We start from the raw sequence: 24,144 nt of genomic DNA, 5'->3' as shown, positions 1-24,144 counted from the left end.
CTCGCGAGAAACGTTAACGATGACGCGGGAAACCGATACCCCGCGGCATTCTCAGGTTTTTCGCGAGCAAGCTCGCGCCTACCGAATGGGGTCACCGTTTTACTTGCTTCAACGTCTCGGCGATCAGGAACGCCAGCTCCAGCGACTGATCGGCATTCATCCGCGGGTCGCAGTGGGTGTGGTAGCGGTCCGACAAGCCATCTTCGGTGATCGGCCGCGCGCCGCCGATGCATTCGGTGACGTTCTGCCCGGTCATCTCGATATGAATCCCGCCGGCATAGGTGCCTTCGGCCTCGTGTACCTGGAAGAATTCCTTCACCTCGCCGAGGATCTGCGCAAAGTCGCGGGTCTTGTAGCCGCTGCTGGCCTTGATGGTGTTGCCGTGCATCGGGTCGGAGCTCCACAGCACCTGTTTGCCCTCACGCTGCACGGCGCGAAGCAGCGCCGGCAGGTGGTCGCCGACCTTGTTGGCGCCCATGCGCGCGATCAGGTTCAAGCGGCCGGGGTCGTTGTCCGGGTTGAGGATGTCGATCAGGCGGATCAGGTCATCCGGGTTCATGCTCGGGCCGACCTTGACCCCGATCGGGTTGTGTACCCCGCGCAGGAACTCGACGTGGGCGCCGTCCAACTGACGGGTGCGATCGCCGATCCACAGCATGTGGGCCGAGCAGTCGTAGTAGTCGTTGGTCAGGCTGTCGCGGCGCACGAAGGCTTGTTCGTAGTTGAGCAGCAGCGCTTCGTGGGCGGTGAAGAAGCTGGTTTCGCGCAGTTGCGGCGAGCTGTCCATGCCGCAGGCGCGCATGAAGGCCAGGGTTTCGTCGATACGGTTCGCCAACTGGCTGTACTTCTCGGCCAGTGCGGAGTTGGCGATGAAGTCCAGGTTCCACTTGTGTACCTGGTGCAGGTCGGCAAACCCGCCCTGGGCGAACGCGCGCAGCAGGTTAAGGGTGGCGGTGGACTGGTGGTAGGACTGCAGCAGGCGGTCGGGGTCCGGCACACGGCTTTTTTCGTCGAAGCCGATGCCGTTGACGATATCGCCACGGTAGGCCGGCAAGGTGACGCCATCGATGGTTTCATCGTTGGACGAGCGCGGCTTGGCGAACTGGCCGGCCATGCGCCCGACTTTCACCACCGGGCAGCCGGCGGCGAAGGTCATCACGATAGCCATCTGCAGCAGCACCTTGAAGGTGTCGCGGATTTTTGCGGCGGAGAACTCGGCAAAACTCTCGGCGCAGTCGCCGCCTTGCAGCAGGAAGGCGCGACCCTGGGTCACCTCGGCAAACTGGCGGCGCAACTCGCGGGCCTCCCCGGCAAATACCAGCGGCGGGTAGCTGGCCAGGCTCTGCTCTACCTGTAACAGGTGTGCAGCGTCCGGGTACTGGGGTTGTTGCTGGATCGGCAGGGCGCGCCAGCTGTCTGGGCTCCAGGGTTGGCTCATCGTGGACTCGATAGGGTGATTGACGGTCGGGCGCCAATGTTATCAGCAATTAGTGCGTGACCTGTTGCCGCCGGTTGGCCGACAATCGCGCCTTTGCCCTGGGGTGAACCCGTTAGGAGTTGTAGATGAGCGAGGAGCGTGTCGAGCGCCTGCTGGCCGAGGTCCATGATGACTTCGGCATGATCCGCGTGCTCGAAGTGGCCGATTACCGTTTTCTCGAGTTTGGCGACGCCATCGAGCAAAGCTGCGTGTTCACCGCCGACCCGAGCTGGCTGGAGTACGACTACACCCGTGCGATGCTGATCGGTGCGTTGTGCCACGAGCAGCCGGAAAGCGCGTTGTTCCTCGGCCTGGGCGCCGGCACGCTGACCCAGGCGTGCCTCAAGTTCCTGCCGCTGGAGGATGTCGAAGCCATCGAGCTGCGCCCCGAGGTGCCGCGCCTGGCTATTGAGTTCCTGGGGCTGGACGACGATCCGCGCCTGTACATCCGCATTGGCGATGCTCTGGAATTGCTCGAGACCGCCGAAACGGCCGACCTGATCTTCGTCGACCTGTACACCGATGTCGGCCCCGGCGTTGGGCACCTGGCCTGGACCTTCCTGGAAAACTGCCAGAAGAAACTCAACCCCGGCGGTTGGCTGGTGATCAATCAGTGGGCCACCGACGACGGCAAACCGTTGGGTGCGGCCCTGCTGCGCGGGTTGTATCACCGGCATTATTGGGAGCTGCCGGTGAAGGAGGGCAATGTGATCCTGCTGGTGCCTTCGGAGTTGGATCAGGCGCTGGACGCTGCGGCGCTCTCGGCCCGCGCCGAAGCGCTGGCGCCGCGATTGGGCTATTCGTTGCAGCCATTGATCAAGGCGATTCGGCCGGCAACCTAGTTGTCTGAACGGGCGTCATCGCGGGCAAGCCCACTCCCACATTTGACCGAGCACATCCTGAAGGAATGCGGTCGATGTGGGCGCGGGCTTGCTCGCGATGACTGCGGCACGGCCAACTCAAATTCCCCTGAATACCCCCGGGCGCTTCTCGAGCATGGCGCGCACGCCTTCCTTGGCGTCTTCGCTGTTGAACAATTGCGCGACCAGCGGCGGTAACGCGGCGGCCGCGACAGCTTCGCCCTCCAAGCGCGCCAGGCGGGCCGACATCAACGTGGCTTGCACGCCGAGGGGTGCCTGGCGCGCGATGCGGCTGGCCAGTTCGATGGCGCGCGGCAGCAGGTCTTCGCTGGCCATCACTTCCTGCACCAACCCCAGGCGCAGGGCTTCGTGGGCATCGAACTCATCGCCGGTGAGCAGCCAGCGCATGGCGTTGCCCCAGCCTGCTATTTGATGAAAGCGCAACGTCGCACCACCAAATGGAAAGATCCCACGTTGTACTTCCATCTGCGCGAAGCGAGTGTTGCTCGCGCAGAGATTGATATCCGCCGCCAGCATCAACTCGATGCCAAGGGTCAGGCAGTAGCCCTGAGCGGCGACGATCACCGGTTTGCCGACCCGAGGGCCGGCGAACACGCCCCAGGGATCGCAGCCCCCCGGTGGCGGTTGCCAGCCTCCGGCCATCACTGCGCTGACGTTGGCCAGGTCCAGCCCGGCGGTGAAGTGGTCGCCGTGGGCGAACACCACGGCCACCCGCGCATCGTCGTTTCGATCAAATTCGCCATAGGCCAGGCTCAGTGCGTTGAGCAGATCCAGGTCAAAGGCATTGCGCTTGGCGACCCGATCCAGGCCCAACAACAGGACATGACCCAGGAGTTCACGGCTGACGAGGCTGCTGCTGGCTTGATTCATCGGGTGTGCCCTCGGGCGCAGTAAGGGGTTTCGGACCAAAGGGGCCGAGTGTGCGGGTGAACCGTTTAAGCGTTTCAGCCAACAGGGCCGGGCACTTGAAAAATAGACCCTGGAGCCCATCTGCGCAAAGGCGGTGACGCAGTGCGGTTTATCGGTGCTTTGCGATAAAAAAAGCTCCCTTTTTCAGCTATTTCCGGTATAGTGCGCGCCGGCCTTTAACCGGGCCGCGTTTAGGTAGCGCAATTCCCCGAAGTCAGCTTCGGCTGCACGTCCGCACAGCGGACTCTTCCTTGACGAATCTTTTTCATTCATTCGTTTTCGCAAATCCCCGCCGACAAAGCAGCCAGGGCGACTCTTGAGTCTCAACACGGCATGCGCAGCTTTGGAGCATGGGTCTTTGCGGATGCACTTAGAGGCAGACCCATGACCCAGGAAACCGGCGGCTTCGCCGCTTTTAATCTTAACCCGAACATTCTTGCTGCCGTCATTGCGACTGGCTACGAAGAACCTTCGGCGATTCAGCAGCAATCGATCCCGATCATCATGGCCGGCCACGACATGATTGGCCAGGCGCAAACCGGTACCGGTAAAACCGCCGCGTTCGCCCTGCCTATCCTGCACTGCATCGATCCTGCCAAGCGCGAACCGCAAGCCCTGATCCTGGCGCCAACTCGTGAGTTGGCGCTGCAAGTAGCAACCGCTTTTGAAACCTACGCCAAGCAAATGCCAGGCGTAACCGTTGTGGCCGTCTACGGCGGCGCGCCGATGGGCCCGCAACTCAAGGCTATCCGTAATGGCGCACAGATCGTTGTCGCCACTCCGGGTCGTCTGTGCGACCACCTGCGTCGTGACGAGAAAGTCCTGTCGACCGTGAACCACCTGGTTCTGGACGAAGCTGACGAAATGTTGAAGCTGGGCTTCATGGATGACCTGGAAGTCATCTTCAAGGCACTGCCACCGACCCGTCAGACCGTGCTGTTCTCGGCCACCCTGCCGCAGTCGATCCGTGCCATTGCCGAACGCCACCTGCGCGATCCGCAACACGTGAAGATCCAGACCAAGACTCAGACCGTTACCGCGATCGAACAGGCTCACCTGTTGGTTCACGCTGACCAGAAGACCTCGGCTGTATTGAGCCTGCTGGAAGTCGAAGACTTCGACGCGCTGATCATGTTCGTGCGTACCAAGCAAGCGACCCTGGACCTGGCCAGTGCCCTCGAAGCCAAAGGCTACAAAGCCGCTGCGCTGAACGGTGACATCGCCCAGAACCAACGTGAGCGCGTGATCGACTCTCTCAAGGATGGCCGTCTGGACATCGTTGTAGCGACCGACGTAGCTGCTCGTGGCCTCGACGTTCCACGTATCACCCACGTGTTCAACGTTGACATGCCTTACGATCCAGAGTCCTACGTTCACCGTATCGGCCGTACCGGCCGTGCGGGTCGCGAAGGTCGCGCACTGCTGCTGGTGACGCCGCGTGAGCGCCGCATGCTGCAAGTGATCGAGCGTGTGACCGGTCAGAAGGTTGCTGAAGTCCGCCTGCCGGATGCCCAGGCCGTTCTCGATGCACGCATCAAGAAACTGACCAACAGCCTGTCGCCACTGGTGGCTGACGCTGAATCGACCCACGGCGACCTGCTGGACCGCCTGACCGCCGATATCGGTTGCACCCCGCGTGCCCTGGCTGCAGCCCTGCTGCGCAAAGCCACCAACGCTCAGGCCTTGACCCTGGCAGCCATCGAGAAAGAACGCCCACTGGTACCGAACAACGCGCCACGCGGTGATCGTCCAGAGCGTTCCGGCGACCGTCCTGAGCGTGGTGATCGTGAGCGTCGCGCTCCGGTGCCATTGGCTGAAGGTCGTGCTCGCTGCCGTACCGCGCTGGGCGCGCGTGATGGTATCGCGGCCAAGAACCTGCTGGGCGCTATCCTCAACGAGGGTGGCCTGGCACGTGAAGCCATTGGTCGCATCCAGGTCCGTGACAGCTTCTCCCTGGTGGAGCTGCCGGAAGACGGTCTGGAAAAACTGCTGACCAAGCTGAAAGACACACGCGTTGCCGGTAAGCAGCTCAAGCTGCGTCGCTACCGCGAAGATTGATCCGCCCCTGGGCTGATTGATCGCACCTAAAAAAATCCCCGACTGGTTCGGGGATTTTTTTTGCCCGGCAATTGACGCGGATCGTCGTGGGGTGGTCGGCCATAACGGTCAGCTACTGATCTTATTGGGTTTAGGAAAAGTCTGAGTTTCTGAGCGGCCTTTCTGGCAGCCGGCTTTGCGTAAAGTTTTTACTATCAAGTGACGGGGGGGGCGGATAAACCTGAGTTACATCGCTCAAGGGTAAAAAACGCTCTCAATCTGCTCTCGTCAGTTGTTCAAGTTGGAAAGGTTCGCTTGTAACCGTGTCGAGGGATAGGCGCCGGGCTTGACGGCTATTGATTGATTTTTCCAGAAAGGAGCTCTGGCTGTTATGCGTATTAGTAATTCACAGTTGTTTCCACAAACAATGCCTGAGCCTGCGACTTATCCTCCCAGCCAACCGCCTGTTAATCAGGCGCGAGAGCCAGCACGCGAGCACGGTTTGCCGTGGATCGAGCGCGCACTCGCTTCGGATGCCGCGGTCGCTCGTTCAAGAAGAAATACGCGATCCATGCCTGTAGCGTCTGCGACCACGACGTCAACGCTTAATAAAGTCAGCGATCCGAAACTGGAAATCAAGAAGGTAGCCACATCGCCCAATGGGCTGTATGGCCTGAGTTACTCGCTGTCCGCGCCTGGCGCTGGGTTGAGTAACATTACGTTTCCAATGAGTATCGACGAAGGCCTTCAACGAAAAGGAAGCAAGGACGCAGGGATTTATTATGCGATGCAGTTTGGCGTCAATGATGCGCAAGGTCGGCCTCTTGGCCGTGGCTATATTGGGATGCAGCCGCGCGGGGATGGCAAGGCGCTGATTGTGTTTTCTGGAAACGGTGAGCATTTCAAGGCGCCACAAGGCCGCCCCGAGTTTGATGGGGGAAAAGGCGCCAGTAACAGCACCTTGGTAGATTTTAAATTTGGGAATAAATATAACCTCACGGTAGAACGAGATCCTGAGGATGCCCATAAGTTGAGGGGGTTTATTCAGGACGTTACCGATTCCGACATGCCGGGCCCCAAGCAGCATGTCAAAGATATTTATGTCGATCAGAAGTTTGCCTTGGCTGGCAGAGACAGAGGCTTCGTCGAACATTACGGCGCGAAAATAGACCGAAGTTCGCAGATCGCACCTACTCGCGGTAGTTTCTCCGCCCCCTTTACTACAGACGATAAGGGCAATGTCAGGGTGGGTGAAATCAAGAGTGATGGGCTCTATGGCCGGTACAAGAACTCGATGGTGGGACTGCAGCGGGTGATCAGCGAAGCGGGTAAAGGTAAGGAAATACAATTCTCTTTTCAGGGCGCAGGTTATGCGAAGAAAGCCTGAAGGCGCTGTTGATAGAGCCTGAGTAAGCGTTTCAACGCTACGCCTGTTGGAGTTGCGCCCCTTGAAAAGGTTGGCGATGCAAAAACCCGGAAGGCCCACGCAGGTGAGGATTTCCGGGTTTTCTTCTTGGGCCGCGCTCGCTTTGTGGGCGGCCCTCAATCTGGGTTTGCCCGCGCATCGGGATGTGCGTCAGCCGAAGCGGTAGATGTCCATGCCCAGCGCGCCCATGGTGAAGCCTTGGTGCGCCACGCTGAAGTCGCCGCCGGCACCCCGCGCAAAGTAGAGCGGCAGTAAATGTTCATCACTGGGATGGCTGCGCACGGCGTTGGGCGCCTGGCGGCGATAATCGTGCAGCGCGGCTTCGTCGTTGGCGGCAAGCTTGTCCACCATCCAGTCACGAAACGCCCGCGCCCACGGCTCGATGCTTTCGGACCCGGCGTGCCAATCCAGTTCGCCGAGGTTGTGGGTGATGCTGCCGGAGCCGATCAGCAACACGCCTTGTTCGCGCAGGCTGGCGAGGGCGTGTCCGACCCGGGTCTGCAGGGCAGGGCCCATACGGCTGGGCAAGGACACCTGCACCACCGGGATATCCGCGGCCGGGTACATCAGCGACAGCGGCACCCAGGCGCCGTGGTCGAAGGGACGGCGCTCATCGATGCGCGCATTCAAGCCGTCGGCGTGCAGCAACTCGACAATCTCGCGCGCCAATTGCGGGTCGCCCGGCGCCGGGTATTGCACGGCAAACAACTCGGCCGGAAAGCCGCCGAAGTCATGCCAGGTTTCCGGTGCGGCGTTGCCGCTGACCAGCAATTCCTGGCTTTCCCAGTGCGCCGACACCACCACAATCGCCTTCGGCCGTGGTAGTTCAGCCGCCAGGCGCTGCAGGGCCGGGCCGCTGGCACCGGGTTGCAGGGCGAGCATGGGCGAACCATGGGAGATAAACAGAGTGGGGAGCATAAGAAGGGCCCTCAGGGTTAACATGCCCCATCTTCAATCAGATCAATGATCTAAATCTAATATAAGTTTTAGCGCCTTTTGATCGAATTTTCAGGGTGATGTATGGATTCTCAGTTTTGGCGGGAGCGCTGGGCACGTAATCAGATCGGTTTTCACTTGCCCGAGGTCAACCCCTATCTGCAACGGCACTGGCCGCAGTTGGCGGTCGCGCAGGGGGCAAAGGTGCTGGTGCCCTTGTGTGGCAAAAGCCTGGATCTGGTGTGGCTGGCCAGTCAAGGCTGTCGCGTGCTCGGGGTAGAACTGTCGGAGCAGGCGGTTGAGGCATTCTTCAGTGAGCAGGGGCTGATACCGCGTATCAGCCAACGCGGCGTGTTCAAGGTGTACCAGGCGGATGTGATCGAGGTGTGGTGCGGTGATTTCTTCGCGCTGGACGCGCAGGCGCTGCTCGATTGCACGGCGCTTTATGATCGCGCGGCGTTGATCGCCTTGCCGCCGCTGATGCGGGCGCGCTACACCGAACACCTCAATACGCTTCTGGGGCCGGGTTGCAAGGGGTTGCTGATTACCCTCGACTACGACCAGACGCAAAAGGCCGGCCCACCGTTTGCGGTGACCGATGATGAGGTGAAGGTGCTGCTGGGGGCGCACTGGGCCCTCGAAGTGCTTGAGGAGCAGGACGTTTTGGGTGAGAGCTGGAAGTTCGTTCAGGACGGCGTAACCCGGCTGGAAGAGCGAGTCTACCGACTCACGAAGCGCTGAGTCCTGGGCGGGTAAGGCGCCCACAAAAAAGGGGCGATCAGATCGCCCCTTTCCGTGTCGCCGCCAAGCGGTCAGCCGCGACGACGCAGTGCGTCAATCCGCTCTTCCAGCGGCGGGTGGCTCATGAACATGCGCGCCAGACCCTGCTTGATGCCGCCGTTGATGCCAAACGCGGTCAGGCTGTCCGGCATATGCACCGGCAGGCCCTGTTCGGAGCGCAGGTGCTGCAAGGCTGCAATCATCGCCCCGGTGCCGGCCAGGCGGGCACCGGCTTCGTCCGCGCGAAATTCCCGTTTGCGCGAGAACCACATCACGATCGCGCTGGCCAGGAAGCCCAGCACCAGTTCAGCGAAGATGGTTGCCACGTAGTAGGCAATGCCGCGGCCTTCTTCGTTCTTGAAGATCACCTTGTCGACGAAGTTGCCGATGATTCGCGCGAAGAACATCACGAAGGTGTTCACCACGCCCTGGACCAGCGCCAGGGTGACCATGTCACCGTTCGCCACGTGGCCGATCTCGTGGGCCAGCACCGCCTTGACTTCATCGTAGGAGAAGCGCTCCAGCATGCCCTGGCTCACCGCAACGAGCGCGTCGTTCTTGTTCCAGCCGGTGGCAAAGGCGTTGGCTTCATAGGCCGGGAAGATCCCGACCTCCGGCATCTTGATACCGGCCTCGCGGGACAACTGTTCGACGGTCTGCAGCAACCATTGCTCATGCCGGGTGCGTGGCTGAGTGATGACCTGGGTGCTGGTGCTCATCTTCGCCATCCACTTGGAGATGAACAGCGAGAACAGCGAGCCGGCAAAACCAAAGACCGCACAGAAGATCAGCAGCTGATTGAGGTTCAGATCGACCCCGTTGGCCGCCATGAACCCGTTGAAGCCGAAAAGGCTCAGGGTGATGCTGGCAATCAGCACGACCGCCAGGTTGGTGGCCAAGAACAGCAGGATGCGCATCATGGTTGTAGAGTTCTCCTCATGCTAAATATGTCGCGTACTGCGGGGTATATAAGGTGCGACATGGGGTGATTCAACCGAGCGACTATTTCAAACTGTGTCCTACAGCCTGAATGTAGAGTCTTGAAGGGAATTTCCCACCTGTATTGCCCCGCTTGATCAGCCTCCTGTTGCCTCGCGGCCCTTTGATTATAGGGGGCACGCGCTGGGAGAGGGGCAAACGCAGTGCGGAGCGGGGCAATGGGCAGAGAAGTGTTGCCAGATACTCGCTGTACGACCAGATCCCGGTCGTACAGCGTCATAGTCGTTACTGGCGATAGGACTTGAGGAAGTTGCCGATGCGACCGATGGCCATGTCCAGGTCATCCACACGCGGCAAGGTCACCACGCGGAAGTGATCCGGCCACGGCCAGTTGAACGCGGTGCCTTGCACCACCAGGAGCTTTTCCGACAGCAGCAGGTCGAGCACGAACTTCTCGTCGTTGAGGATCGGGCAGACTTTCGGGTCGATGCGTGGGAAGGCGTACAGCGCGCCCATCGGCTTCACGCAACTGACGCCGGGAATGTCGTTGAGCAATTCCCAGGTGCGGTTGCGTTGCTCCAACAGGCGGCCCTGAGGCAGCAGCAGATCGTTGATGCTCTGGTAACCGCCCAGCGCAGTCTGGATCGCGTGCTGGCTCGGTACGTTGGCACACAGGCGCATATTGGCCAGCATGTCGATGCCTTCAATGTAGCTCTGGGCGTTGTGCTTGGGCCCGGAGATGGCGACCCAGCCGGAGCGGAAACCCGCCACGCGGTACGACTTGGACAAGCCGTTGAAGGTCAGGCAGAGCAGGTCCGGCGCGAGGGAGGCGGTGCAGATGTGGACGGCATCGTCGTAGAGGATCTTGTCGTAGATCTCGTCGGAGAACACCACCAGGTTGTGCTGGCGCGCCAGTTCGAGCATGCCCAGCAGCACTTCCCGCGAGTACACGGCGCCGGTCGGGTTGTTCGGGTTGATGATGACCAGCGCCTTGGTGTTCGGGGTGATCTTGGCCTTGATGTCGGCCAGGTCCGGGAACCAGTCGGCGCCTTCGTCGCACAGGTAGTGTACCGGGCGGCCACCGGCCAGGGTCACCGCGGCGGTCCACAGCGGGTAGTCCGGCGCCGGCACCAGCACTTCGTCGCTATTGTTGAGCAAGGCCTGCATCGACATCACGATCAGTTCGGACACGCCGTTGCCCAGGTAGATGTCCTCGATGCCGACACCTTCGACCTGCTTTTGCTGGTAATACTGCATCACCGCCTTGCGCGCACTGAACAGGCCTTTGGAATCGCTGTAGCCCTGGGCGGTGGGCAGGTTGCGGATCACGTCCTGGAGGATTTCGTCCGGCGCTTCGAAACCAAACGGCGCCGGGTTGCCAATGTTCAGCTTGAGGATGCGATGGCCTTCCTCTTCCAGGCGCTTGGCGTGCTTGAGCACCGGGCCGCGAATGTCGTAGCAGACGTTGGCGAGCTTGTTCGATTTGCTGACCTGCATGGCGATGTGATCCTGAAAATGAACGATCCAGACGGTACGGAGCCTACCGTGCTGAGAATCCTGCGTTGGTCGCACCCATAAATACGTTTGAATGCCGCTAACGCGGGTGCCAGACTGCCGGGTTGAAGAGGCGCAATCATACGTGCCGCCTGATCCCTGGAAAAGACACAGATCAGGGTTTTTCAGTTGCCGAGGTGTACTGATGGAAAAGCTGCAGAAAACCATTGAAGAATGGAAAGCGATGCTCGATCCGGAGCAATACAACGTGTGCCGCCTGAAGGGCACCGAACGGCCGTTTTCCGGCAAGTACAATGCCACCAAGACCGACGGCGTGTATCACTGCATCTGCTGCAATGAGCCACTGTTCGACTCTTCCACCAAGTTCGATTCCGGCTGCGGCTGGCCCAGCTTCTACGCACCGATCGCCGACAGCGCGATGATCGAGATCCGCGATGTCAGCCACGGCATGATCCGCACCGAAGTCACCTGCGCCAAGTGCGACGCGCACCTGGGGCATGTGTTCCCGGATGGCCCGCCGCCGACCGGCCTGCGCTATTGCATCAACTCGGTGTGCCTGGACCTCGTGCCGCGCTGAGCCTGAGTCGCCCCTGCGTCTTGCGCGGGGGCGATGTATACCGGGCTATCAGTTTGATCAATTCAATTGCACGCAATTGAATTGCTCGCTATGTTTTGCCTTCTTTCTCCTTATCCGAGGCATTGCCATGAGCGACAACCTGCTGAGCATCCCTTGCACCACCATCAAGGGTGAGCAAAAGACCTTGGCCGATTTTGCCGGCAAGGCCATTCTTGTGGTCAACACTGCCAGCAAATGCGGCTTCACCCCGCAGTACAAGGGCCTGGAGCAACTCTGGCAGCAGTACAAGGACCAGGGTCTGGTGGTGCTGGGGTTTCCGTGCAACCAGTTCGGCAAGCAGGAACCGGGCAACGAAGGCGCGATTGCCGAGTTCTGCGAGCTGAATTTCGGCGTCAGCTTCCCGTTGTTCAAGAAGATCGACGTCAATGGCGGCGCTGCCCACCCGCTGTTCGTGCAGTTGAAAAAACGCGCGCCGGGCCTGCTGGGTTCCAAGGGCATCAAGTGGAATTTCACCAAGTTCCTCATCGGTCGCGACGGCCAGGTGGTCAAGCGCTTTGCGCCAACCACCAAGCCCCAGGAGTTGACCCAAGAGATCGAAGCCCTGCTCAAATGACCGACCTGCCCACCGTGTCCCTGGCGCTGGACAACCAGTTGTGTTTCAAGCTCTACGCCGCATCGCGCGCGGTGACCCGCGCCTATAAACCGATGCTTGACCAGTTGGGCCTGACCTACCCGCAATACGTGGTGATGCTGGTGTTGTGGGAATGGCACCACGCGACGCCGCCCCAGCCCACGGTCAAGGCCCTGGGCGAGCGCTTGATGCTCGATTCGGGCACGCTGACGCCGCTGCTCAAGCGTCTGGAGCAGCTTGGGTTGGTGAGGCGCCAGCGCAGCGCGCAGGATGAACGCGAAGTGCATTTGAGCCTGAGCCACGCCGGGGTGCAGTTGCGCGGTCAGGCCCATCAATTGAAAACCCGCTTGCTGTGCGACAGCGGTGTCGACCTCAACCAGGCCGATGCCTTGCGCGAGGGGTTGGACCAATTGCTCGCGCAGATCAGAGACTTGTCGTCTTAGGCACCCACAGGTCCAGCAGCGCATTGAGTTCTTCGCGGCGAAACGGTTTGGCCAGGTAGTCATTCATCCCCGCCGCCCGGCAACGCTCGCGTTCTTCCGACAGCGCGTTGGCGGTCAGGGCGACAATGGGCAGGTCCGGCCAGCGCCCGCTGCGACGAATCTGCCGACTGGCCTCGTAGCCATCCATCACCGGCATGTTGCAGTCCATCAACACCATGTCGAAGTGCTGTTCTTCGAGGAACTTGAGCGCTTCGCCACCATGGGCGGCGACGATCACTTCGCAGCCCAACTTGCTGAGCATGCCCTTGGCCACCAGCTGATTGACCGGGTTGTCCTCCACCAGCAGGATGCGTGCCCGGTGGACCAGGGGCGTGGCATCGAGTGCGATCGGGTCGAGGATCAAGTGCGCGTCGCTGCGCAGATTACGTTGCAGGATCTGGTACAGCGCGTTGCGGCTCAAAGGGCGCGCCTGTTGCTGCAACGGCGCCAGGGCCGCGACTTCCTCACTGGGCATGAAATTGCCATAGGCGGTCACCAGCAGGATCGGCGCCGTGATGGCCGGGCGCAGGCGAAACAGGCACTCCGGGCAGTCCGTGATCAACAAGTCGGGTTTTTTTCCGTTCAAGTCCTCATCGATAGAATAGCAATGCACTGTCAGCCCCCAGTGAGGTAACAGGGTGCTGAGCAGCTCCGCCAGGCCGCTGTCGGCACTGGTGATTGCAATGACTTCGCCCGTCAGCGGCGCGAGCCGGGGCGCAGGCAAATGGGCGGGCAGCGGCAGGTCGGCGCAGAACTGGCTGCCGAAGCCGACTTCCGAACTGATGCTCAGCCGACCGTGCATCGCCTCGCACAGGTTATGGGTCAGCGCCAGGCCCAGGCCGGTGCCGCCAAACTGGCGGGTGATGCCCGCGCCAGCCTGGGTGAACGGCTGGAAGATCTTCACCTGCGCGTCCTGGGCAATGCCGATCCCGGTGTCGCACACTTCGATTTTTACTCGGCCATCCTGGGCGCTGAGGCGCACATCCACGCGGCCGAAGCGCGTGAACTTCAAGGCGTTGGACAGCAGGTTACTGACGATCTGCCGCACACGTGTCGGGTCGCCGAGCACCTGCGCCGGGAACTGCGGGTCGATCAGGCACGTCAGTTCGACACTCGGCGCGGCGTTCTGCGATAACAGGTTGGCGGTGTCTTCCACCAGCGCGCCGAGGTCGAACGGGATGCGCTCCAGCTCCAACTGGCCCGCGTCGAACTTGGACAGGTCGAGGATATCGTTGAGCAGTTCCACCAGCACCTTGCCGGAATCATGGGCGATCGACAGTTGCTGGCGCTGCTCGGCGTTGAGCGGGCTGTCCAGCGACAGCGCGATCATGCCCAGCAACCCATTGAGCGGCGTGCGGATTTCGTGACTCATATTGGCCAGGAACGCCGCCCGCGCCTGAGCCATGCCCAGCGCGTTCATTTTTGCTGCTTCCAACTCATCGTTGGACTGGCTCAAGCGCTGGTTGCTGGCCTTGAGCTCCAGCGTGCGCGCCGAGACGATGTTTTCCAGTTGCCCCAGGTACTCGGTGAGGCGGTCCTCGGCGTGACGGCGCTGCTGGATCTCGGTTTCCAGGGTGTCGAATTGCTGGTTGGCCACGTTGACCAGCACGCCGATTTCATCGTGCTCGTGCCCCGGCGGGCAATCCAGGCGTGTCTGCCTGCGCGTGCTCAGCTCGCGAATGATGCGTACCAGCGGTTGGGTCAGCATCACATAGAACAGGCCCAGCAGGATCCCGGTCAGCAGCAGGCTGCGCACAAATCCGTTGATCAGGGTGACCTCGGCGCGGTGCAGGAAGCGGCTGCCAAAGGCGTAGGTGTCTACGTCGAGGCGCAGCACGCCAAGGGATTCGTTGGGCATATGGCTGAGGAACAGCCGGTCTTCAAACTGGCGGTTGGCGCCGAACAGGAAATCGCTGACGGGCCGGTAGGGGCTTTCTTTGCGCGGCCGTCCGACGTCGGCCAGTACCACGCCGTTGTTGTCGGTCAACCGCGCCTGAATGATGGCGGGGGAGTGCAACAGGCCGAGGGTCAGCTCCTGGGCCAGCTCGGCGTCGATGTTGTAGGCGATGCGCGACGCCGGGTTATGGCTGATTTCAATCAGCGAACGAATTTCACGGTTGATGGATGCGTCTTCGCTGGCATAATCAATGCCGATCTGGATCAGGCTGAGCAAGGTTCCCAAGACGAAACCGACCAGCACAGTCAATCTGGCTTGTTTATAAGACAAGCGGTGGGCGAACTTGATATCCATCGAGTGTTGAACCACTTCACGTTTCCCTTCGCCCGGCAAGCATAGCTGAACATCCACAGGTTCAGGCTTGCCCGGTACGAATCGTCAGTTTTAGAGGTGCAGCCCGGAGCGCTCGGCCGCAGGGTTGCCAATACGCCATCTTTTACAAGAACTTGCCAGAGGAATAGTCGTGGATTCTCGATTGAATGCCTTTCTTGAGCGTGCCGATGCCGTACTCGCGCGCCTGGAACCCCTGTTGCCAGCCCCGCGCCAAACCATCGACTGGAACCAATGCCTTGCGGCCCGTTGGCAGCGTGAGGGTCGCAGCGGCTTCCTGCTGCCGCTGGAGGTCAGCCTGGACATGCGCCTGTCCGACCTGATCGGTGTGGACAAGCAGCGTGAAACGTTGGCGCGCAACACCCAACAGTTCCTCGACGGCCTGCCCGCCAACCATGCGTTGCTGTGGGGCTCGCGCGGCACGGGGAAATCGTCGATGGTGCGCGCCTTGCTCGCCCAGCACGCCAGCGCCGGTTTGCGCTTGATCGAAATCGAACGCGATCACCTCGCCGACCTGCCGCGTGTGGTCGAACAACTGCTCAAGCTGCCGCAGCGTTTCATTCTGTTCTGCGATGACCTGTCGTTCGAGGCCGGTGAAGGCGATTACCGCGTGCTCAAGAGCGTGCTGGACGGTTCCCTGGAACAGGCGCCGGAAAACGTGCTGCTGTATGCCACGTCCAACCGTCGTCACCTGGTGCCGGAAAACCAGAGCGACAACGATAACTGGAAACGCGTGGATGGCGAGCTGCACCCGAGTGAGGCGGTGGAAGACAAGATCGCCTTGTCCGACCGTTTTGGCCTGTGGCTGTCGTTCTACCCATTCACCCAGGAACATTTCCTGAACGTGGTGGAACACTGGATCGGCGAGCTGGCGCGCAAGGCCGGCCTGCAGTGGCAGCGTGATGAAGACCTCGATATCCTCGCCGTGCGCTGGGCCACCGGGCGTGGCAACCGCAACGGCCGTTGCGCGTATCAATTCGCCCGTTACTGGGTGGGCCTCAAATTGCTGGAGCGTCAACCATGATCGATTTGCAGCAGGCCGGCAGCGGTCTGGATGGCTATGCCATGTTGTGCGCGCAGTTGGAGTCGCTGCTGGCCGATGAGCGCGATTTCATCGCCAACAGCGCGCAGTTCTCTGCGTTTTTGTTCAATCAGTTGGATGACTTGAACTGGGCCGGTTTCTACCTCAACCGTCACGAAGAGTTGGTGTTGGGGCCGTTCCAGGGGCAGATCGCGTGTGTACGCATTCCGTTCGGGCGTGGCGTGTGCGGTGCGGCGGCCGCGTCGCGCCAGACCCAGCGGGTGGAAGATGTGCATGCGTTTCCGGGGCATATCGCCTGTGACAGCGCATCGAACAGTGAACTGGTGGTGCCGCTGGTCAAGGATGGCCGACTGATTGGCGTCCTCGACCTCGACAGCCCGTCGCTGGCCCGGTTTACCGCGCAAGACCAGGTTGGTATCGAGCAGTTGGCGGCGATTTTCCTGCGCCTGACCGACTGCTGACCGACCGTTGCGGGGGCGGGCCGTGCGGCGCGCTCCTGCCTACCCTGGAGAGCCCAGGCCGTTGAGTTGCATGTGCAGCAGGCGCTCCAGTTCCAGCATGCACTTTTCCAGGGTCTTGATGCCGGTTTCGATCACCGCCCGATCATCGCCGCGGGCGCAGGCCTGCTCCAGCGCTTCGCATTGCGCCGCCAGTACACTGGCCTGGACGATACGCGCAGCGCCCTTGATCTTGTGGGCCTGCTCGATGATGTCCTGCAGTGAAGCCTGCTGGGCCCACAACGTGACCAATATCTGGCGATCGTGACAGCTGCTGCTCAGCAGTTCCTCAAGCAGCCGCCGAGTCAGTTGCGGATCGCCGCCCGTCAGCGCATCCAGGTGGCTGAGGTCGAGTCGCGGGCCGGACGGCTGCGGCGCGATCTGCGCCAGTTGCCGTTCCAGCGCCGTGAGGCTGATCGGTTTGAACAGGCAGTCGTTCATCCCGGCTTCGGCGCAGCGCAGCTTCTCTTCGGGCTGGGCGTTGGCGGTAAACCCCAGGACCACGCAGGGTGTCAGTTGCTCCCGCTGCTCATACTCACGGATCGAGCGGCTTAACTCATAGCCATTCATGATGGGCATGTTGCAGTCGGCGATCACCAGGTCGAAGTGGGCCTGGCGCCAGGCCTGGAACCCGGCGGCGCCATGTTGGGCTGCGGTGAACTGGTGGCCCAGGTAACCCAGTTGCTGGCACATCAGCAGGCGATTCGCCGGATGATCATCCACCACCAGCACGTTGAGCACCGGCGCCGGTGCGGGCGCAGCCGGCAGGGGTTCATCCGCGGCCTGGATGGGCTGCAGGCAGTTCATCTTCAGGCTGACATGCACCTGGGTGCCGACCATGGGCACGCTGCTCAGGCTCAGTTGCCCGCCCATCATCGCGCACAGGCTGCGGCAGATCACCAGCCCCAGGCCCGCGCCGCTGCGGGCCAATTGCCCGGAATTGTCGGCCTGGGCAAAGGGTTCGAACAGGCGCAACTGGTCGTCGCGGCTGATGCCGATCCCCGTGTCTTCGACCACCAGCTTCATTTCGACCTGCTGTGCCAATTCGGTGGCTTGCACCTGCACCTTGATCTTTACCTGCCCGCGCTCGGTGAACTTGATCGCATTGCTCACCAGGTTGGACAGCACCTGCTTGAAGCGCAGCGGGTCGATCAGCACGTCGGTGTCATCGAGTTCGGGCTTGAACTCCAGCAGCAAACTCAGGGTTTTCTGGCGTGCCAGGCCGTCGAACACCCGCACCACCGACTCGATCACTTCCCGCAGGTTCACACGCTCCGGTGCCAGGCTCAGGCGGCCGGATTCGATCCGCGCGATGTCCAGAATATCGCCGATCAGCTCCAGCAGGTCCTTGGCCGAGTGGTAGGCCACTTCGATCGCCGGGCGGTCGAGATGCCCCTGGTCGGCGCGCTTGAGGGTCAGTTCGAGCATGCCGATCACCGCGTTCATCGGGGTGCGGATTTCGTGGCTCATGGTTGCCAGAAAGGTGCTCTTGGCACGGTTGGCTTCGTCGGCACGTTCCTTGGCGGCGCGCAGCTCATCGAACAGCTGGCGTCGTTCGCTGATGTCGATCCAGCCGCCGATGATGCCCTGGACTTCGCCGGTGGAGTCGCGGTAGGGCAGTATCCAGTGGTAGATCGTCAGCTTTTTGCCATTGATGAGCAGGGTGCGATCAAGGATCAGCGGGTTGCCCTCGGCGACCACGCGCAGATAGTCGGCGTGATACTGAGCCGCTTCGGTTGCCTGGGCCGTGCTCATCTGCATCACACTTTTGCCGATGACCTCTTCGCGCTTGACGTCGAACACCTGCAGGTAGCTGTCGTTGCAGGTCTGCAACAGGCCGTTGCGGTCGCGGACATAGATCGGGTGCGGCGTTTCGTTGACCAGTGCGCGCATGAATTCGAACTGGTCGTTGAGGGCCCGTTCGGCCATCTTGCGGTGCTTGATCTCCCGGCGCATGTAGGCGTTCCAGGTCAGGGAAATCAGCAGCAGCAGGCCGGTGACGAGGATGATCTGGGCAATCAGGTGGTGGTAGTTGCGCCAGTAGCTGTCGGAGGCAGCGGCGTAGCCTCGCCAACGGCTGTTGATCACCCCGAGCTCATCGGGGGCGATGCTCAGCAGCGCCTTGTCGAGGATCGCGCTCAACTCGGTGGCACCCCGTGACGTGGCCAGCGCAAAGACTGCGGGGAGGGTGCCGATGCTGCCGCTGATCTGCAGTTTGTCCTGAAACACTTGGGAGGACAGGAAATAGTTGGCGACCACCAACGAGTTCACCGCGCCTTCCACATGCCCCTGGGCCAGGAGTTCCGAGGCCTTGAAGGTATCACTGGTTTCCACCAGGCGAATGTGCGGGAAATCCTTGCGCAGAAGGCTTTCCAGAGGGTTGCCTTGGGTGATCGCCAGGCGCTTGCCTGCCATCTGTTCAAGATTCGATGGGGCGTCGGGCTCCTTGCGTGTGAGCAATACGTAGGAGTTTTCCAGATAGGGACGACTGAAGTTCAGTTGAGCTTCCCGTTCCGTGCTGGGAATGATGGCGCCGATGAGGTCGGCTTTGCCGGTATCGATTTGCTCGATCATCGCGTTGACATCGCGTGCGCGCAGGATCTCGAAGCGCAACCCGGTGCGCAGGCGGATCAGCTCCAGGAGGTCGGCGGTGATGCCGCGGAAGTTGCCGTCGGCATCGAAGAAGGTCAATGGCGCGAAGGTTTCGTTGGCGATTACCCGGACCACCGGGTGCGTCTTCAGCCAGCGTTCTTCGCGTTGCGTCAGCTGCAGTTTTTGCGCGGTGAGCAGGATGTCGCTGCCCGCACTCCAGCGTTTGGCAATGCTCTCCTGCTCATTGGTCGGCACCGCCGCCAGCACCGCGTTGAGGATGCTCAAGAGGGTGTGCTGGTCCTGGCGCACGGCAAAGCTGAAACCATAGGCTTCGTGCTTGCCGAAGTTGGCCATGCGGATATTTTTCAGATAGCCCTTGTTGATCATGTAATGGGTGGAAATGGTGTCGCCGAGAAACACATCCGCCTGGTCGAATGCCACTGCATTCAGGGCGTTCTGATAAGAGGGGTAGGTGTGGATGATCGCCTCGGGATACAGCTTCTCGACTTCGCCCAGCGGCAGGTAGTGATAGACCAGGCTCAGGCGCAGCCCGGCCAGGCCCTCACTGAGGCTGCGGGTTTCGCCCTCGCGTGTCACCAGCACTGGCTGGTCCACGGCATACGGTGCTGAAAGGGTGAGCAGCGGGTTGGTGGCCTCAAAGCCATTGGACGAGCCCAGCAGGTCGATTTCACCGGCTTCAAGCGCCTGGATGGAGGCTTCCCGGTTGGGGTAGCGCAGCACTCTGACGGGGAGCGCCAGCGCCTTGGCCAACAGCCCGGCGTAATCGGCCGTGAGCCCCTCATAGTCGCGCCCGCTGGCCGTGAGGTCGAAGGGCGGGTAGTCGGGAGCCGCCGCGCCGAGCACCAGTTCGCGTTTGTTCTGCAGCCACTGGCGTTGCGTCTTGTCCAGTTGAGTGTCCAGTTGAACGGCGCCTGCGCGGCTCAATAAGGTGAAGTGTTCCGGTTCCGTTTGAGCAGCGAGCACAGAGGTGCTCAAGCACACGCCTGCGCTCAATATGATCAGATAGTCCTTTATACGCCTGGGCATCCGCTTTCTCACACTAGCGCGTTTCGTTTTGCCAACTCGATAAGTTCTACCAAGGACTTGGCTTTGAGTTTTTGCATAAGCCTCTTTTTGTAGGTACTGACGGTTTTGTTACTGAGAAACATACCTTTGGCAATTTCCTTGTTGGTGCGACCTTGTGCAAAAAGTTGCAAGACCATTAATTCGCGATCATTCACTGCCTTGAACAGTTCCAGTTCCTGGGAATTACTGTCCGGGCCGCAGGCGTTCAATGCCTGGCTGGGGAAGTAGTTGTAGCCGGATAATACAGCGCGGATGGCACTCAGCAGTTCACTCAGGTCGCCCTCTTTGCACACATAGCCATCGGCGCCCGAGCGCATGCAGCGGGTGGCGAACAGGGTTGGGCATTGGGCCGTCAGAATCAGGGTTTTCATCGAAGTATTCATTGCGTTAAATCGGCACAGCACTTCGAGGCCATCAAGTTTTGGAATACTGATATCCAGAATGATCAGGTCTGGAAGGCATTCGCGAACCATTTGTATTGCATCACAACCGTTATCCGTTTCGCCGACGACTTTATAGCCTTCGTGTTCCAACAACATACGAATCGCCAGCCTGATAACAGGATGGTCATCAATGATGAAAACTGTGTTCATAATCACATTCCATGCAAGTGCAAATAAAGCGGGCACATTAGCTCAGAAGGCGAGGCGGGAGCATGGAGGTGAGGGGGCGTAGATACAGAACAGGAATATTCCTACATTAAAAAAGGTATTGCCTTACGATCTATCAAGGCTTTGTGGACGTCTGTTTCAGAATTCGGTCGGCGATGCGGGTTCGGGCCTTGGCCCACCGGTTAAGCGGTTATTGTGGTGAGTTTTTCCTATGTGGAGATGTTTAAATTCCTACATTTACAGCGGGCTTATCAGCGTCATTAGTTCGTCCCGGTTTAACGGTTTTGATAAATAACCAAGTAACGGCAAGTTACGTTGTAAGGCTTGAGTCTTCAGATTCGCCAGTTCGGGCAGGGGCAGCCCGCTCAACAGGATCGCCCCTGCGATAAACCCCCGCCGACCGGCGATTTCGACTAACTCAAGCCCGGGCAGATCCGGCAGGCATTGGTCGCACAGCATGAGGTCGAAGGGACGTTCGGACTGGGTCATCAAGCGGATCGCCTGTTCGGCGTTTTCCGCCAGGGTCAGGTGCTCGAAGCCGAAGCTGTTGAGCAGGCACTGGGTTGCCAGGAGCTGAAAGGGGTGATCCTCCACCAACAGGATGCGAAGGCAATTCTTGAACATAGGAAGGGCACACGGTGAGTCAAGCGGCGATTGGGCGGGGCGTAGGAAGGCGCCCTATGCCCTTTAAGAGCGTGCGTGATTATTCATCGGGTGTTTGTACTGATTCGATCAGGCCGCTCTGTTCCCTTCGTAGGTAGATTCTGTTCAGGCAACAGGCAGCTGGATCAGTCATCTATTGCGGGCTGGAACGCCCGGTCATTTCCCGCGCCATCTCGGTGGCGTAGCTGTCGGTCATGCCGGCGATGAAATCGATCATCCGCAGGAACGAGGCGTGCAGCGACCAGGCCGGGTCGGGGGCACTGTTGCCCAGCAGGTCGAGGATGCGCCGGTTCTTGAACGACGGCGTGCGCCCGCCGTGCTGTTCAAGCGCCGCCCCGCAGAAGGCGTTGAGGAGGATTTCCAGGGTGGTGTAGGCGCCGATTTCATGCAGGGTCTTGCGCTTGTCCTGGAAGATTTTCTTGCGCGCCATGTCCTTGGCATCCAGCACGCAGCGTTTGGCGGGGCCGTGCATATGCTCGACCAGATCACCGTGCAAGGTGCCGGCGAGCAAGGCGTCCTGTTGTTCGACGAAAGCGCGTGCGGCGGCGTTGGTCAGGTGTTCGATGGCTTTGCCGCGCAGGATCGCCAGTTTGCGCCGCCGTGAATCCTGGGCGCCCAGTTGCCGGTAGGTTTGCGGCAGGTCGTCGCCGACCAGGTCGAGCAGCAGCGACTCGACTTCGGCATATTGCAGCAAGTCCATTTCCAAGCCGTCTTCCAGGTCGATCAGCGCGTAGCAGATGTCGTCCGCGGCCTCCATCAAGTACACCAGCGGATGGCGCGCCCAGCGTTGTTCTTCCAGTTGCGGCAGGCCGAGCTTGTGGGCGATCTGCTCAAGGATCGGCAATTCGCTCTGGTAGCAGCCGAACTTGTGTTTCTTGTAGCCCAGGGAGTCGGCATGGCGGGCGGTCCACGGGTATTTCAGGTAGGTGCCCAAGGTCGCGTAGGTCAGCCGCGTGCCGCCGTCGAACTGGTGGTATTCCAGCTGGGTCAGCACCCTGAAGCCCTGGGCGTTGCCTTCGAAATTGAGGAAGTCATTGCGCTCGGCCACGCTCATGTCGTCCAGCCAGCCGCGCCCGGCGGCCTGCTGGAACCAATGGCGGATGGCGTCTTCGCCGGAGTGTCCGAAGGGCGGGTTGCCGATGTCGTGGGCCAGGCAGGCCGATTGCACCACCATGCCCAGGTCGCTCGGGTCGCACCACTCGGGCAGGGCGCTGCGCAGGGTTTCGCCCACGCGCATGCCGAGGGAGCGGCCGACGCAGCTGACTTCCAGGGAGTGGGTCAGACGGGTGTGGATATGGTCGTTGCTCGACACCGGGTGGACTTGAGTCTTGCGCCCCAGGCGGCGGAACGCGCCGGAGAAAATGATGCGGTCATGGTCTTTGTGAAACGGGCTACGGCCCAATTCTTCCGGGCTGTGCAGGGGCTTTCCAAGACGTTCGCGAGTCAGCAGGGTGGGCCAATCCAAGGCGGGTACTCTCCGTGCGGTGAATGACTCGCCCAGCTTCCCGGTTCCGGGTGGGCGGAGCAAGCGAAAATCTACAGGCCGACCGCGTCGATATCGATTAACAGCAAGCGCTGACCGTTATCGAAGAATTGTCCGGCGGTCAGGCAATACTGGTTGGTGGTGGCGTCGCGGTAGGTCGAAGACAGCGTCAAACGGCGCTCGTCCCAGCCTTCGGCCAGCAGATGATAGAAATACGGGCGCCACGACCAATTGTGGCCGAGGTAGCGGCTGTCGGCTTGCCAGGCGTCCTGGCGCCATTCGAAATTGGGGGTCAGTTGGGTGCCATGCCGGTCGCACTGGTAGAACCGCAGCAGCCAGGGATAGTCCGGCAATTGCGGCAAATGGCTCAGCGGCGCCTGGCCCTGGGCCCAGGTCTGGAGGATTTTCATCAGTTCGGCCAGTTGTTGGCGCAATTGCATGATGCGTCCGCGTTCGGCGAGTTTTTTCTGCACGTAGGCGCCACGCAGTTGGGCGAAGCGCGGCACGAAAGCATCGGTGGCGAACCAGTCCAGTTGCGCCTGGGCAAACAGATAACCCTGCACATACCGCGAGCCGCATTCCAGCGCAAAACTCAACTGCGCCTCGGTCTCCACCCCTTCGGCAATGATCCAGCAGCCGGTTTTTTCCGCCATTTGCGCCAGTGCCCGCACCACTTCACTGCTGGGGCCCCCTTTGGCGGCCTCCTGAAACAGGCGCATGTCCAGCTTGAGAATGTCCGGCTGCAACGCGAGCACGCGGTCGAGCTGCGAATAACCGGCGCCGAAGTCATCGATGGCGATGCGCGCGCCGGCCTCGCGATAGCGCGCCACCACGTCGGCCAGGCGCTGGATATCGCCGCCCAGCTCAGTGATCTCGAACACGATGCGCTGTGGATCGACGCCGTGAGCCTGCACCTGTTGCAAACTGGGCAGGGCCTGGCCGGCACGCAGGCGATTGATCCAGCGCGGTGAGATATTCAGGCTCAGAAACCAGTCCTGCGGTACCTCGTGCAGACGGCTCAAGGCGTTGTCGCGGATCTGCCGGTCCAGGCGCCGCAAGGCCACGCCTGAGGTGCGCGGGTCGGCGAACAACGGGCCGACCGACAGCAGGCGACCGTCAGCCTGGCGCAGGCGGCCGAGAGCCTCGACGCCGGCGATGCGCCCGGTGGCGGTGTCGATGAAGGGTTGGAAGCAGGCGAGCGGTTGCCCGTCGATCACGGGGCCTCCTTAAAAACGTTGGCAACAAAGTGCCCGGCCCTCGTTGACGAGGGCCGGGCCGATTCTGTTTGCAAGA

At 60.9% G+C, this 24,144-nt stretch carries 20 protein-coding genes; 9 read left to right on the top strand and 11 right to left on the bottom strand.

Annotation, left to right across the window (positions count from 1 at the left end):
* Nucleotides 1-91: 91 nt before the first annotated feature.
* Nucleotides 92-1,438, bottom strand: coding sequence for a class II 3-deoxy-7-phosphoheptulonate synthase (locus tag ACP7E3_RS23495; RefSeq protein WP_017849509.1), 1,347 nt, complete (start codon nt 1,436-1,438; stop codon nt 92-94).
* Nucleotides 1,439-1,563: 125 nt separating this feature from the next.
* Here ACP7E3_RS23495 and ACP7E3_RS23490 point away from each other — a divergent pair, with 125 nt between their 5' ends.
* Entirely contained in the window at nt 1,564-2,319 is a 756-nt protein-coding gene (locus ACP7E3_RS23490) for a spermidine synthase (RefSeq protein ID WP_017849508.1), read from the top strand.
* Between the two features lie 117 nt (nt 2,320-2,436).
* Here ACP7E3_RS23490 and ACP7E3_RS23485 read toward each other — a convergent pair whose 3' ends face one another.
* The gene (locus ACP7E3_RS23485; protein ID WP_017849507.1) at nt 2,437-3,228 is read right to left on the bottom strand and encodes a crotonase/enoyl-CoA hydratase family protein; all 792 of its coding nucleotides are present in this window, start codon (nt 3,226-3,228) and stop codon (nt 2,437-2,439) included.
* Between the two features lie 423 nt (nt 3,229-3,651).
* On the opposite strand from ACP7E3_RS23485, the gene ACP7E3_RS23480 reads away from it, so the two are divergent.
* Nucleotides 3,652-5,325, top strand: coding sequence for a DEAD/DEAH box helicase (locus ACP7E3_RS23480; RefSeq protein WP_017849506.1), 1,674 nt, complete (start codon nt 3,652-3,654; stop codon nt 5,323-5,325).
* Between the two features lie 370 nt (nt 5,326-5,695).
* The gene (locus ACP7E3_RS23475; RefSeq protein ID WP_426124529.1) at nt 5,696-6,691 is read left to right on the top strand and encodes a hypothetical protein; all 996 of its coding nucleotides are present in this window, start codon (nt 5,696-5,698) and stop codon (nt 6,689-6,691) included.
* A 189-nt stretch (nt 6,692-6,880) separates the two neighbouring features.
* On the opposite strand, the gene ACP7E3_RS23470 is transcribed toward ACP7E3_RS23475, so the two are convergent.
* Entirely contained in the window at nt 6,881-7,648 is a 768-nt protein-coding gene (locus tag ACP7E3_RS23470) for a DODA-type extradiol aromatic ring-opening family dioxygenase (protein WP_026140336.1), read from the bottom strand.
* Nucleotides 7,649-7,750: 102 nt separating this feature from the next.
* On the opposite strand from ACP7E3_RS23470, the gene ACP7E3_RS23465 reads away from it, so the two are divergent.
* Nucleotides 7,751-8,407 (top strand): thiopurine S-methyltransferase, encoded by a 657-nt coding sequence (locus ACP7E3_RS23465; RefSeq protein WP_126587923.1) that lies wholly within the window; start codon nt 7,751-7,753, stop codon nt 8,405-8,407.
* 71 nt (nt 8,408-8,478) lie between these two features.
* Here the strand turns inward: ACP7E3_RS23465 and htpX are convergent, their stop codons facing one another.
* Nucleotides 8,479-9,366 (bottom strand): protease HtpX, encoded by an 888-nt coding sequence (gene htpX / locus ACP7E3_RS23460; protein ID WP_017849408.1) that lies wholly within the window; start codon nt 9,364-9,366, stop codon nt 8,479-8,481.
* Nucleotides 9,367-9,670: 304 nt separating this feature from the next.
* Nucleotides 9,671-10,882, bottom strand: coding sequence for a pyridoxal phosphate-dependent aminotransferase (locus ACP7E3_RS23455; protein ID WP_017849409.1), 1,212 nt, complete (start codon nt 10,880-10,882; stop codon nt 9,671-9,673).
* Nucleotides 10,883-11,084: 202 nt separating this feature from the next.
* Here ACP7E3_RS23455 and msrB point away from each other — a divergent pair, with 202 nt between their 5' ends.
* The 3 genes from msrB (at nt 11,085) to ACP7E3_RS23440 (ending at nt 12,551) form a co-directional block, all read left to right on the top strand.
* On the top strand, nt 11,085-11,477 hold the full coding sequence (msrB, locus tag ACP7E3_RS23450; RefSeq protein WP_108524403.1) for a peptide-methionine (R)-S-oxide reductase MsrB: 393 nt from the start codon (nt 11,085-11,087) through the stop codon (nt 11,475-11,477).
* Nucleotides 11,478-11,604: 127 nt separating this feature from the next.
* Nucleotides 11,605-12,090 (top strand): glutathione peroxidase, encoded by a 486-nt coding sequence (locus ACP7E3_RS23445; RefSeq protein WP_017849411.1) that lies wholly within the window; start codon nt 11,605-11,607, stop codon nt 12,088-12,090.
* Nucleotides 12,087-12,551 (top strand): MarR family winged helix-turn-helix transcriptional regulator, encoded by a 465-nt coding sequence (locus ACP7E3_RS23440; protein WP_046384229.1) that lies wholly within the window; start codon nt 12,087-12,089, stop codon nt 12,549-12,551. Before ACP7E3_RS23445 ends, ACP7E3_RS23440 begins: the two co-directional genes overlap by 4 nt.
* Here the strand turns inward: ACP7E3_RS23440 and ACP7E3_RS23435 are convergent.
* The gene (locus tag ACP7E3_RS23435) at nt 12,532-14,841 is read right to left on the bottom strand and encodes a response regulator (RefSeq protein ID WP_426124525.1); all 2,310 of its coding nucleotides are present in this window, start codon (nt 14,839-14,841) and stop codon (nt 12,532-12,534) included. The genes ACP7E3_RS23440 and ACP7E3_RS23435 overlap by 20 nt on opposite strands.
* A gap of 169 nt (nt 14,842-15,010) precedes the next feature.
* Here ACP7E3_RS23435 and ACP7E3_RS23430 point away from each other — a divergent pair, with 169 nt between their 5' ends.
* Together ACP7E3_RS23430 and ACP7E3_RS23425 are read left to right on the top strand one after the other, a co-directional pair.
* Nucleotides 15,011-15,901, top strand: a complete 891-nt coding sequence (locus ACP7E3_RS23430; protein ID WP_026140337.1) for an ATP-binding protein — start codon at nt 15,011-15,013, stop codon at nt 15,899-15,901.
* Nucleotides 15,898-16,380 carry a GAF domain-containing protein gene (locus ACP7E3_RS23425; RefSeq protein ID WP_017849415.1) on the top strand — a complete coding sequence of 161 codons (483 nt, stop codon included), beginning with the start codon at nt 15,898-15,900 and terminating at the stop codon, nt 16,378-16,380. Before ACP7E3_RS23430 ends, ACP7E3_RS23425 begins: the two co-directional genes overlap by 4 nt.
* Before the next feature lie 39 nt (nt 16,381-16,419).
* Here the strand turns inward: ACP7E3_RS23425 and ACP7E3_RS23420 are convergent, their stop codons facing one another.
* The 5 genes from ACP7E3_RS23420 to ACP7E3_RS23400 form a co-directional block, all read right to left on the bottom strand.
* Entirely contained in the window at nt 16,420-20,055 is a 3,636-nt protein-coding gene (locus ACP7E3_RS23420; RefSeq protein WP_046384227.1) for a transporter substrate-binding domain-containing protein, read from the bottom strand.
* Nucleotides 20,056-20,063: 8 nt separating this feature from the next.
* The gene (locus ACP7E3_RS23415) at nt 20,064-20,687 is read right to left on the bottom strand and encodes a response regulator transcription factor (RefSeq protein WP_017849417.1); all 624 of its coding nucleotides are present in this window, start codon (nt 20,685-20,687) and stop codon (nt 20,064-20,066) included.
* Nucleotides 20,688-20,942: 255 nt separating this feature from the next.
* Entirely contained in the window at nt 20,943-21,329 is a 387-nt protein-coding gene (locus tag ACP7E3_RS23410) for a response regulator (protein WP_017849418.1), read from the bottom strand.
* Between the two features lie 172 nt (nt 21,330-21,501).
* Complete coding sequence (locus tag ACP7E3_RS23405) at nt 21,502-22,833, bottom strand: deoxyguanosinetriphosphate triphosphohydrolase (RefSeq protein ID WP_017849419.1); 1,332 nt, start codon at nt 22,831-22,833, stop codon at nt 21,502-21,504.
* 71 nt (nt 22,834-22,904) lie between these two features.
* Entirely contained in the window at nt 22,905-24,068 is a 1,164-nt protein-coding gene (locus ACP7E3_RS23400) for an EAL domain-containing protein (RefSeq protein WP_057003720.1), read from the bottom strand.
* Between the last annotated feature and the right edge of the window lie 76 nt (nt 24,069-24,144).

This window comes from Pseudomonas sp. PSPC2-3 (assembly GCF_049898265.1).
GTDB classification, from domain to species: Bacteria; Pseudomonadota; Gammaproteobacteria; order Pseudomonadales; family Pseudomonadaceae; genus Aquipseudomonas; species Aquipseudomonas veronii.
This window is presented reverse-complemented; position numbering and strand designations above follow the sequence as displayed.

Bases quoted from the DNA above. Each gene is read 5' to 3' on its own strand.
- ACP7E3_RS23495 (WP_017849509.1), bottom strand. From the start codon at position 1,438: ATGAGCCAACCCTGGAGCCCAGACAGCTGGCGCGCCCTGCCGATCCAG.
- ACP7E3_RS23490 (WP_017849508.1), top strand. From the start codon at position 1,564: ATGAGCGAGGAGCGTGTCGAGCGCCTGCTGGCCGAGGTCCATGATGAC.
- ACP7E3_RS23485 (WP_017849507.1), bottom strand. From the start codon at position 3,228: ATGAATCAAGCCAGCAGCAGCCTCGTCAGCCGTGAACTCCTGGGTCAT.
- ACP7E3_RS23480 (WP_017849506.1), top strand. From the start codon at position 3,652: ATGACCCAGGAAACCGGCGGCTTCGCCGCTTTTAATCTTAACCCGAAC.
- ACP7E3_RS23475 (WP_426124529.1), top strand. From the start codon at position 5,696: ATGCGTATTAGTAATTCACAGTTGTTTCCACAAACAATGCCTGAGCCT.
- ACP7E3_RS23470 (WP_026140336.1), bottom strand. From the start codon at position 7,648: ATGCTCCCCACTCTGTTTATCTCCCATGGTTCGCCCATGCTCGCCCTG.
- ACP7E3_RS23465 (WP_126587923.1), top strand. From the start codon at position 7,751: ATGGATTCTCAGTTTTGGCGGGAGCGCTGGGCACGTAATCAGATCGGT.
- htpX (WP_017849408.1), bottom strand. From the start codon at position 9,366: ATGATGCGCATCCTGCTGTTCTTGGCCACCAACCTGGCGGTCGTGCTG.
- ACP7E3_RS23455 (WP_017849409.1), bottom strand. From the start codon at position 10,882: ATGCAGGTCAGCAAATCGAACAAGCTCGCCAACGTCTGCTACGACATT.
- msrB (WP_108524403.1), top strand. From the start codon at position 11,085: ATGGAAAAGCTGCAGAAAACCATTGAAGAATGGAAAGCGATGCTCGAT.
- ACP7E3_RS23445 (WP_017849411.1), top strand. From the start codon at position 11,605: ATGAGCGACAACCTGCTGAGCATCCCTTGCACCACCATCAAGGGTGAG.
- ACP7E3_RS23440 (WP_046384229.1), top strand. From the start codon at position 12,087: ATGACCGACCTGCCCACCGTGTCCCTGGCGCTGGACAACCAGTTGTGT.
- ACP7E3_RS23435 (WP_426124525.1), bottom strand. From the start codon at position 14,841: ATGGATATCAAGTTCGCCCACCGCTTGTCTTATAAACAAGCCAGATTG.
- ACP7E3_RS23425 (WP_017849415.1), top strand. From the start codon at position 15,898: ATGATCGATTTGCAGCAGGCCGGCAGCGGTCTGGATGGCTATGCCATG.
- ACP7E3_RS23420 (WP_046384227.1), bottom strand. From the start codon at position 20,055: ATGCCCAGGCGTATAAAGGACTATCTGATCATATTGAGCGCAGGCGTG.
- ACP7E3_RS23415 (WP_017849417.1), bottom strand. From the start codon at position 20,687: ATGAACACAGTTTTCATCATTGATGACCATCCTGTTATCAGGCTGGCG.
- ACP7E3_RS23410 (WP_017849418.1), bottom strand. From the start codon at position 21,329: ATGTTCAAGAATTGCCTTCGCATCCTGTTGGTGGAGGATCACCCCTTT.